8 protein-coding genes are annotated in these 6000 nt (G+C 62.4%); 1 reads left to right on the top strand and 7 read right to left on the bottom strand.

What is annotated here, in order from left to right; translation table 11 throughout:
* Positions 1-185: 185 nt before the first annotated feature.
* Entirely contained in the window at positions 186-920 is a 735-nt protein-coding gene (locus ACVOLL_RS11125) for an SURF1 family protein (RefSeq protein ID WP_481512961.1), read from the bottom strand.
* A gap of 57 nt (positions 921-977) precedes the next feature.
* Here ACVOLL_RS11125 and ACVOLL_RS11120 point away from each other — a divergent pair, with 57 nt between their 5' ends.
* Complete coding sequence (locus ACVOLL_RS11120; protein ID WP_312916472.1) at positions 978-1196, top strand: twin transmembrane helix small protein; 219 nt, start codon at positions 978-980, stop codon at positions 1194-1196.
* A gap of 46 nt (positions 1197-1242) precedes the next feature.
* Here the strand turns inward: ACVOLL_RS11120 and ACVOLL_RS11115 are convergent, their stop codons facing one another.
* The 6 genes from ACVOLL_RS11115 to ACVOLL_RS11090 form a co-directional block, all read right to left on the bottom strand.
* The gene (locus tag ACVOLL_RS11115; protein WP_481512960.1) at positions 1243-2118 is read right to left on the bottom strand and encodes a cytochrome c oxidase subunit 3; all 876 of its coding nucleotides are present in this window, start codon (positions 2116-2118) and stop codon (positions 1243-1245) included.
* A gap of 22 nt (positions 2119-2140) precedes the next feature.
* A complete protein-coding gene (locus ACVOLL_RS11110; RefSeq protein WP_481512959.1) occupies positions 2141-2731 on the bottom strand; it encodes a cytochrome c oxidase assembly protein in 591 nt (196 codons plus the stop codon).
* Positions 2728-2865: a hypothetical protein gene (locus ACVOLL_RS11105; protein WP_481512958.1), complete on the bottom strand. Its 138-nt coding sequence runs from the start codon at positions 2863-2865 to the stop codon at positions 2728-2730. The genes ACVOLL_RS11110 and ACVOLL_RS11105 overlap by 4 nt, the downstream gene beginning before the upstream one ends.
* Before the next feature lie 11 nt (positions 2866-2876).
* A complete protein-coding gene (ctaD, locus tag ACVOLL_RS11100; RefSeq protein ID WP_481512957.1) occupies positions 2877-4487 on the bottom strand; it encodes a cytochrome c oxidase subunit I in 1611 nt (536 codons plus the stop codon).
* Positions 4488-4549: 62 nt separating this feature from the next.
* Positions 4550-5491, bottom strand: a complete 942-nt coding sequence (coxB, locus tag ACVOLL_RS11095; RefSeq protein ID WP_481512956.1) for a cytochrome c oxidase subunit II — start codon at positions 5489-5491, stop codon at positions 4550-4552.
* 17 nt (positions 5492-5508) lie between these two features.
* A complete protein-coding gene (locus tag ACVOLL_RS11090) occupies positions 5509-5982 on the bottom strand; it encodes a DUF2244 domain-containing protein (protein WP_481512965.1) in 474 nt (157 codons plus the stop codon).
* Positions 5983-6000 lie beyond the last annotated feature (18 nt).

Raw genomic sequence — 6000 nt, 5'->3', positions numbered from 1 at the left:
CTCCAAGTCCCACCCCTTCACCTTAGGTGAAATTGAGGGGGAAATTAACCGGCAAAAGCAGAACCCACATCGTTGCAAACTGCCCCAACCCTTGCGCGAATCGCAGGCGAGGGATCGCGTGGGGTGCTTTGGCTTTGGCTTTGGCTTTCGCGTTGGCTTTGGCTTTGGCTCGAACCAGCTCCAACCTACCCCCCATTCCCAACTCCCGCCTTCCGCCGCTTCTTGAACTGCAACACCAGCGCAATCAACAACACTGCCAAGGCCATCGCGAACCATTGCACCGCATAACCAAGATGCCGCGAAGGCGGCAAGGTATTGGGCAGCAGGTCCAGATCACGCGCATAGCCCAGCGGCAACGCCGGGTCCAACCGAAGTACCTTCGGCGCCAACACAGCACCACCCAGCCCGAGCTGCGCGGCAATGGCAGGCAGATCGATCCGCGTCGCCAGCCAGGTCTGCGGTTGCGTCGCTGCGGTCAATGCAGGGCCCAAGGCGATACCGGTTGCTGGTGCAGGCGCCCACAATCCCTGCAGTGCCTGCGTGCCCTGCTCCGCGCGAATCCTCGGCATGCTGCGGTCAGCAGGCAGCGGCAACCAGCCAAGATCGACCAGCACGACGGCTCCATCGGCAGCGCGCGCAGGCTGGTAGACCTTGATGCCGGCGCGGCCTTCTCGCAGCTGGTTGTCCAGCAGCACACTGCCGGGCAGGAACTGCAGCTGGTCGCGCACCCAATGCAGGGAATCCGGCGTGGCCGCCGCCCGGGCAAGGCTGAGCGCAGCATCGCGGCTGGGCGGCAACTGCGCAAGCAGGGCTTCTTTTTCGTGTTTGCGCTGCAGCTGCCAGCCGCCCAAGGCGCAGAACACGACCGCCACCAGCACCGCTACCAGCCAACCAAAAATCGCCGTGTGCTGTCGCGTCATGACAAGCTGCCGCCAAGCAGGTGATATAGCACTGCCTTCCCACTGAACGAGCCACGCATGAATGATTCGTTGAAGACCCTGTTGGTGATCGCGTTCTTGATCGTCATCGTCTGGAATCTTGGAGCCGGCCTCTATTACCTGATGATCGATCGCGGCCAGACCAAACGGACGGTCAATGCGTTGACACGGCGTATCGCGCTGTCAGTGGTGCTGATTCTTCTTGTCGCGCTTGGCATCTATACGGGTTGGATCAAGCCGCATGGTGTTGGCGGCTGAACATCGCAACAGCCGCACTGTTGTGCAGTGCGGCCGCGGAGCCGCGTTACAGCACGTATACGAACAGGAACAGCATCAGCCACACCACGTCGACGAAGTGCCAGTACCACGCGGCGGCTTCGAAGCCGAAGTGGTTGTCGCGGCTGAAGTGGCCCTTGGCTGAGCGGAACCACATCACCAGCAGCATGATGGTTCCCAGCAGCACGTGTGCGCCGTGGAAGCCGGTCAGCATGAAGAAGGTGGAACCGTAGATGCCCGAGCCCAGGGTCAGGTTCAATTCCTTGTAGGCGTGGATGTATTCCTCGGCCTGGAAGAACAGGAACACGCAGCCCAACACCACCGTCGCACCCAGCCAGATCAGCAGCTGCTTGCGGTTGCCCGCCTTCAGCGCGTGATGGGCGATGGTCAGGGTCACGCCCGACGTCAGCAGGATCAAGGTATTGAGCAGCGGCAGGCCCCAGGCCGGAATGGTCTGGAAGGCGCCACCGATATCGGCCGGGCCATTGGTCGGCCACGCCGCCGAATAGCCATCCCACAGGTACTCATTGGTGAGCACGCCATGGCCTTCACCACCGAGCCAGGGCAGGCCCATGTTGCGGGTGTAGAACAGCGCGCCGAAGAAGGCGGCGAAGAACATCACCTCGGAGAAGATGAACCAGATCATCCCCATCCGGAATGAGCCGTCGACCTGGTGGTTGTAGTTGCCACCCACCGATTCGCGGATGACATCACCGAACCACAGGAAGAGGGTGAACACCAGCATCGCCACGCCGGTGAAGAAGGTCCAGCGGCCCCAGCTGGCGTCGTTGAGCCAACTGGCTACCCCGACCATCATCACCAGCATCGCGATCGATCCTACAAACGGCCATTTGCTGCTGCTTGGCACGAAGTAGACGTTGGGATCAGGCGTGTTATGGGCCATGGCGTTGCTTCCGGGTCCGTGATCAGGGAGCTGCGTGTGCGGCGGCCGCGGTGTTTGCCGGGGCCAGCCGTTCGGTCAGCGCATCATTCTTGTAGAAGGTGTAGGACAGGGTGATCGTGTTGACGTCGGCCGGCAGATCCGGGTCGACGATGAAGCGCACTGGCATCTCGCGCTGCTCGCCGGCCTGCAGGGTCTGCGCGGTGAAGCAGAAACATTCGGTCTTGTTGAAGTAACCCGATGCGCGTGCTGGCGCCACCGACGGCACCGCGCTGCCAACCAGTGCGCGCTCGCTGTCGTTGCGGGCAAAGTACAGGGCTTCGTTCAACTCGCCCGGCACCACGTCCATCGTCAGTTTTTCCGGATGGAAGGCCCACGGCAGTTTGGAATTGACGCCGCCGTCGAACTCCACCCGCACCGTGCGCTTGCCATTGGCCGCATGCGCGTTGGTTTCGTGCGTGGTCGCGCCGCGCTCCAGGCGTACGCCGAACACTTTTTCGCAGGCGATGCGGTATAGCGGCACCAGCGAGAAGGTCAGCACGAATACCGCGAACGCCACACCGATCAGCCGGCCAAGACCGGCGTTCGGCTTGGGTGCGGGCGCCGGCGTGGTCAACTCGCCAGCACCCCGGACAGGATGAAGCCGACATAGACCGCTACCGCGATCAGGCCAACGATCAACGCGGTGCGCCGCGAACGGCGCCTGCGCAGGGCCATTTCTTCAGCCTGGAAATGTTCGTTGCTGCTCATTGCCAGCCTCCTCAGTGCGTCACGTCGTCATGCGCCAGATCGCCCGGCTTGATCACCGGCGGCACGGTGAAGGTATGCGCAGGTGCCGGTGACGGAATGGTCCACTCCAGGCCGCGTGCGCTTTCCCAGGCACGTGCTTCGGCGCGCTTGCCGTTGCGCAGCGAGGCAAGAAGGATCGCCGCCATCATGAACGGCGTGGCGAACATGCCGAACGCGCCGATCGAGCTGATCAGGTTCCAGTCGGCGAACACCGGGTTGTAGTCGGGGATACGCCGCGGCATGCCAGCCAGACCGAGGAAGTGCTGCGGGAAGAACAGCAGGTTGACGAACACCATCGTCCACCAGAAATGAAACTTGCCCCAGAACTCGTTGTACATGCGGCCGGTCCACTTCGGCCACCAGTAATACACCGCGGCGATCAGCGCCAATACCGCGCCGGTCACCAGCACGTAGTGGAAGTGCGCCACCACGAAGTAAGTGTCGTGGTACTGGTAGTCGGCCGGCACGATCGCCAGCATCAGGCCGGAGAAACCACCGATGGTGAACAGGATCACGAACGAGATGGAGAACAGCATCGGCGTCTCAAACGTCAGCGAGCCCTCCCACATCGTGCTGACCCAGTTGAATACCTTCACCCCGGTCGGAATGGAGATCAGCATCGTGGCGAACATGAAGTAGATCTCGCCACCCAGCGGCATGCCCACCGTGAACATGTGGTGCGCCCACACGATGAACGACAGGAAGGCGATGGCGGCGGTGGCGTAGACCATTGCCTGGTAGCCGAACAGCGGCTTGCGGCTGAAGGTCGGCAGGATCTCGCTGACCACGCCGAACGCCGGCAGGATCATGATGTAGACCTCGGGGTGACCGAAGAACCAGAAGATGTGCTGGTACATCACCGGGTCACCGCCACCGGCGGCGTTGAAGAAGCTGGTGCCGAAGAACTTGTCGGTCAGCAGCATGGTCACCGCACCGGCCAATACCGGCATCACCGCGATCAGCAGGAAGGCGGTGATCAGCCAGGTCCAGCAGAAGATCGGCATCTTCAACAGGTCGATACCCGGTGCGCGCATGTTGAGCACGGTGGCGATGATGTTGATCGCACCCATGATCGAGCTGACACCGGCCACGTGGATGGCGAACACGCTGAAGGCGACGTTGTAGCCGCCCTGCAGCGACAGCGGCGGATACAGGGTCCAACCACCAGCCGGTGCACCGCCGGGCAGGAACAGGGTCACCAGCAACATGCCGAAGGCCACCGGCAGCAGCCAGAACGACCAGTTGTTCATGCGTGGCAGCGCCATGTCCGGCGCGCCGATCTGCAGCGGGATCATCCAGTTGGCGAGGCCGACGAAGGCCGGCATCACCCCACCGAAGATCATCACCAGTGCATGCACGGTGGTCATCTGGTTGAAGAATTCAGGCTTGACGAACTGCAGGCCGGGTTGCGCCAGCTCCAGCCGGATCACCACGCTCATCGCCGCACCGACGATGAACATCGTGAAGCTGAAAAGCAGGTAGAGCGTGCCGATGTCTTTGTGATTGGTGGAGAAGAACCAGCGCTCGAAGAAGCCCTGTTGGTGCCCGTGGTGATCGGAGTGGTCCACTGCGGTATTCGCCATTGCAACTACACCTCGTTATGCGTTTTCAGGCATCGCGCCGGCAGCACCGGCACGCAGTGGTATCAGGCACCGGCCGCCGCAGGCGCGGCGGGTGTAGCGACAGTCGGGCTTGCTTCGGGAGCCGCTGCAGGCGCCGGTTCGGCAGCAGGTGTGGGTGCCGCCTCGGCAGGTGCAGCCGGTGCCGGCTTGCGTGAGGCCAGCCAGGACTTGAACTCGTCCTTGGACACGGCCTTGACCACGATCGGCATGAAGCCATGGTCCTTGCCACACAGCTCCGCGCATTGGCCGCGGTACACGCCTTCGGTTTCGATATTGGTCCAGCGCTCGTTGATGAAGCCCGGCACGGCATCCTGCTTCCAACCCAGCGCCGGTACCCACCACGCGTGAATCACGTCGTCGGAGGTGATGACGAAACGGACCTTGGTATCTACCGGCAGCACCAACGGGTTGTCCACGTCCAGCAGGTAGTGCGGGTCGCTGGCCATGGTCGGCACGCTGCCGCTCTGCCGCACTTCGTCGGACTTGCGGTCCAGGCGGCTGGTGAAGACCACGTCCTCACCGAGGTATTCGTACTTCCACATCCACTGATAGCCGGTGATCTTCACCGTCATCTCGGAATCGCGGGTGTCATACATGGCGATCAGCTTGGCCGTGGCCGGCCAGGCCATCACTACCAGGATGATGATGGGGATGACGGTCCAGATGATTTCCGCCTTGGTGTTGTGGCTGAACTGCTTGGCCACCGCGCCCTTGGACCTGCGGAACTTGAACATCGCGTAGGCCATCGCGCCGAACACCAGCACGCCGATGACGGTACACACCCACAACGCCACCATATGTGCGTCCCACGCCATACGCGAGGTATGGGTGACGCCCTTGCCCATATTGAGCTGCCATTCCTTGGGATCGGCGGTCTGCGCCCATGCTGCCTGCGCCGACAGCATCATCGCTGCCGCTGCCAAACCGTGTTTCAACTTCGCGCCCCACACGCTGCTTTGCTTCATTGCCTAGACCCTTGACGTCATCGGTTGCTGCCATTGCTGGCTGCGAGCAAGCCTTCAAGTGTCACCGCAAGTTCCCGACGTTCCACGGGCGCGAGGAAACTCCCCACTTCCACCCATTTGCCGCTGGAAACCAGCAGGACCCGTTCCTTCCCGGTCACCACCCGCACCCAATACGGGTGTGCGCGGAATACCGGCGAAACTCCGGCTGCGGGAATCACTTCCACGCAGTCCGGTCCTACCCGGATCTCTTCCCGGCGATTGCTGCTGCGCCAACACGCGCGCAGGGCAGCGGCCACCAGGAAGCCATGCAACAACGCGAAGACAGGGGCCAGTACGTTCCCGGACAGCCAAGCCAGGCCGGCCGCGAACACCATCAATCCTGCCAACGCCGCAAACAACTGGACGAACTGCCGAGCACTGAGTGCCCGTGGGGGGTGCAGTAACAACTGCGTCCCTGAGCCATCGGAATCTTGCCGAAGCACCTGGATCATCGCAGCCGCGTCCATACC

It is taken from the genome of Stenotrophomonas sp. STEN035 (assembly GCF_056759935.1).
Note: the sequence above shows the minus strand (reverse complement) of the source record. Positions and strands in the feature narration are given on the sequence as shown.

Excerpts from the sequence above, each read along its gene's own strand:
- ctaD (WP_481512957.1), bottom strand. The coding sequence starts at position 4,487 with ATGGCGAATACCGCAGTGGACCACTCCGATCACCACGGGCACCAACAG.
- ACVOLL_RS11090 (WP_481512965.1), bottom strand. The coding sequence starts at position 5,982 with ATGATCCAGGTGCTTCGGCAAGATTCCGATGGCTCAGGGACGCAGTTG.
- ACVOLL_RS11115 (WP_481512960.1), bottom strand. The coding sequence starts at position 2,118 with ATGGCCCATAACACGCCTGATCCCAACGTCTACTTCGTGCCAAGCAGC.
- ACVOLL_RS11105 (WP_481512958.1), bottom strand. The coding sequence starts at position 2,865 with ATGAGCAGCAACGAACATTTCCAGGCTGAAGAAATGGCCCTGCGCAGG.
- ACVOLL_RS11120 (WP_312916472.1), top strand. The coding sequence starts at position 978 with ATGAATGATTCGTTGAAGACCCTGTTGGTGATCGCGTTCTTGATCGTC.
- ACVOLL_RS11125 (WP_481512961.1), bottom strand. The coding sequence starts at position 920 with ATGACGCGACAGCACACGGCGATTTTTGGTTGGCTGGTAGCGGTGCTG.
- coxB (WP_481512956.1), bottom strand. The coding sequence starts at position 5,491 with ATGAAGCAAAGCAGCGTGTGGGGCGCGAAGTTGAAACACGGTTTGGCA.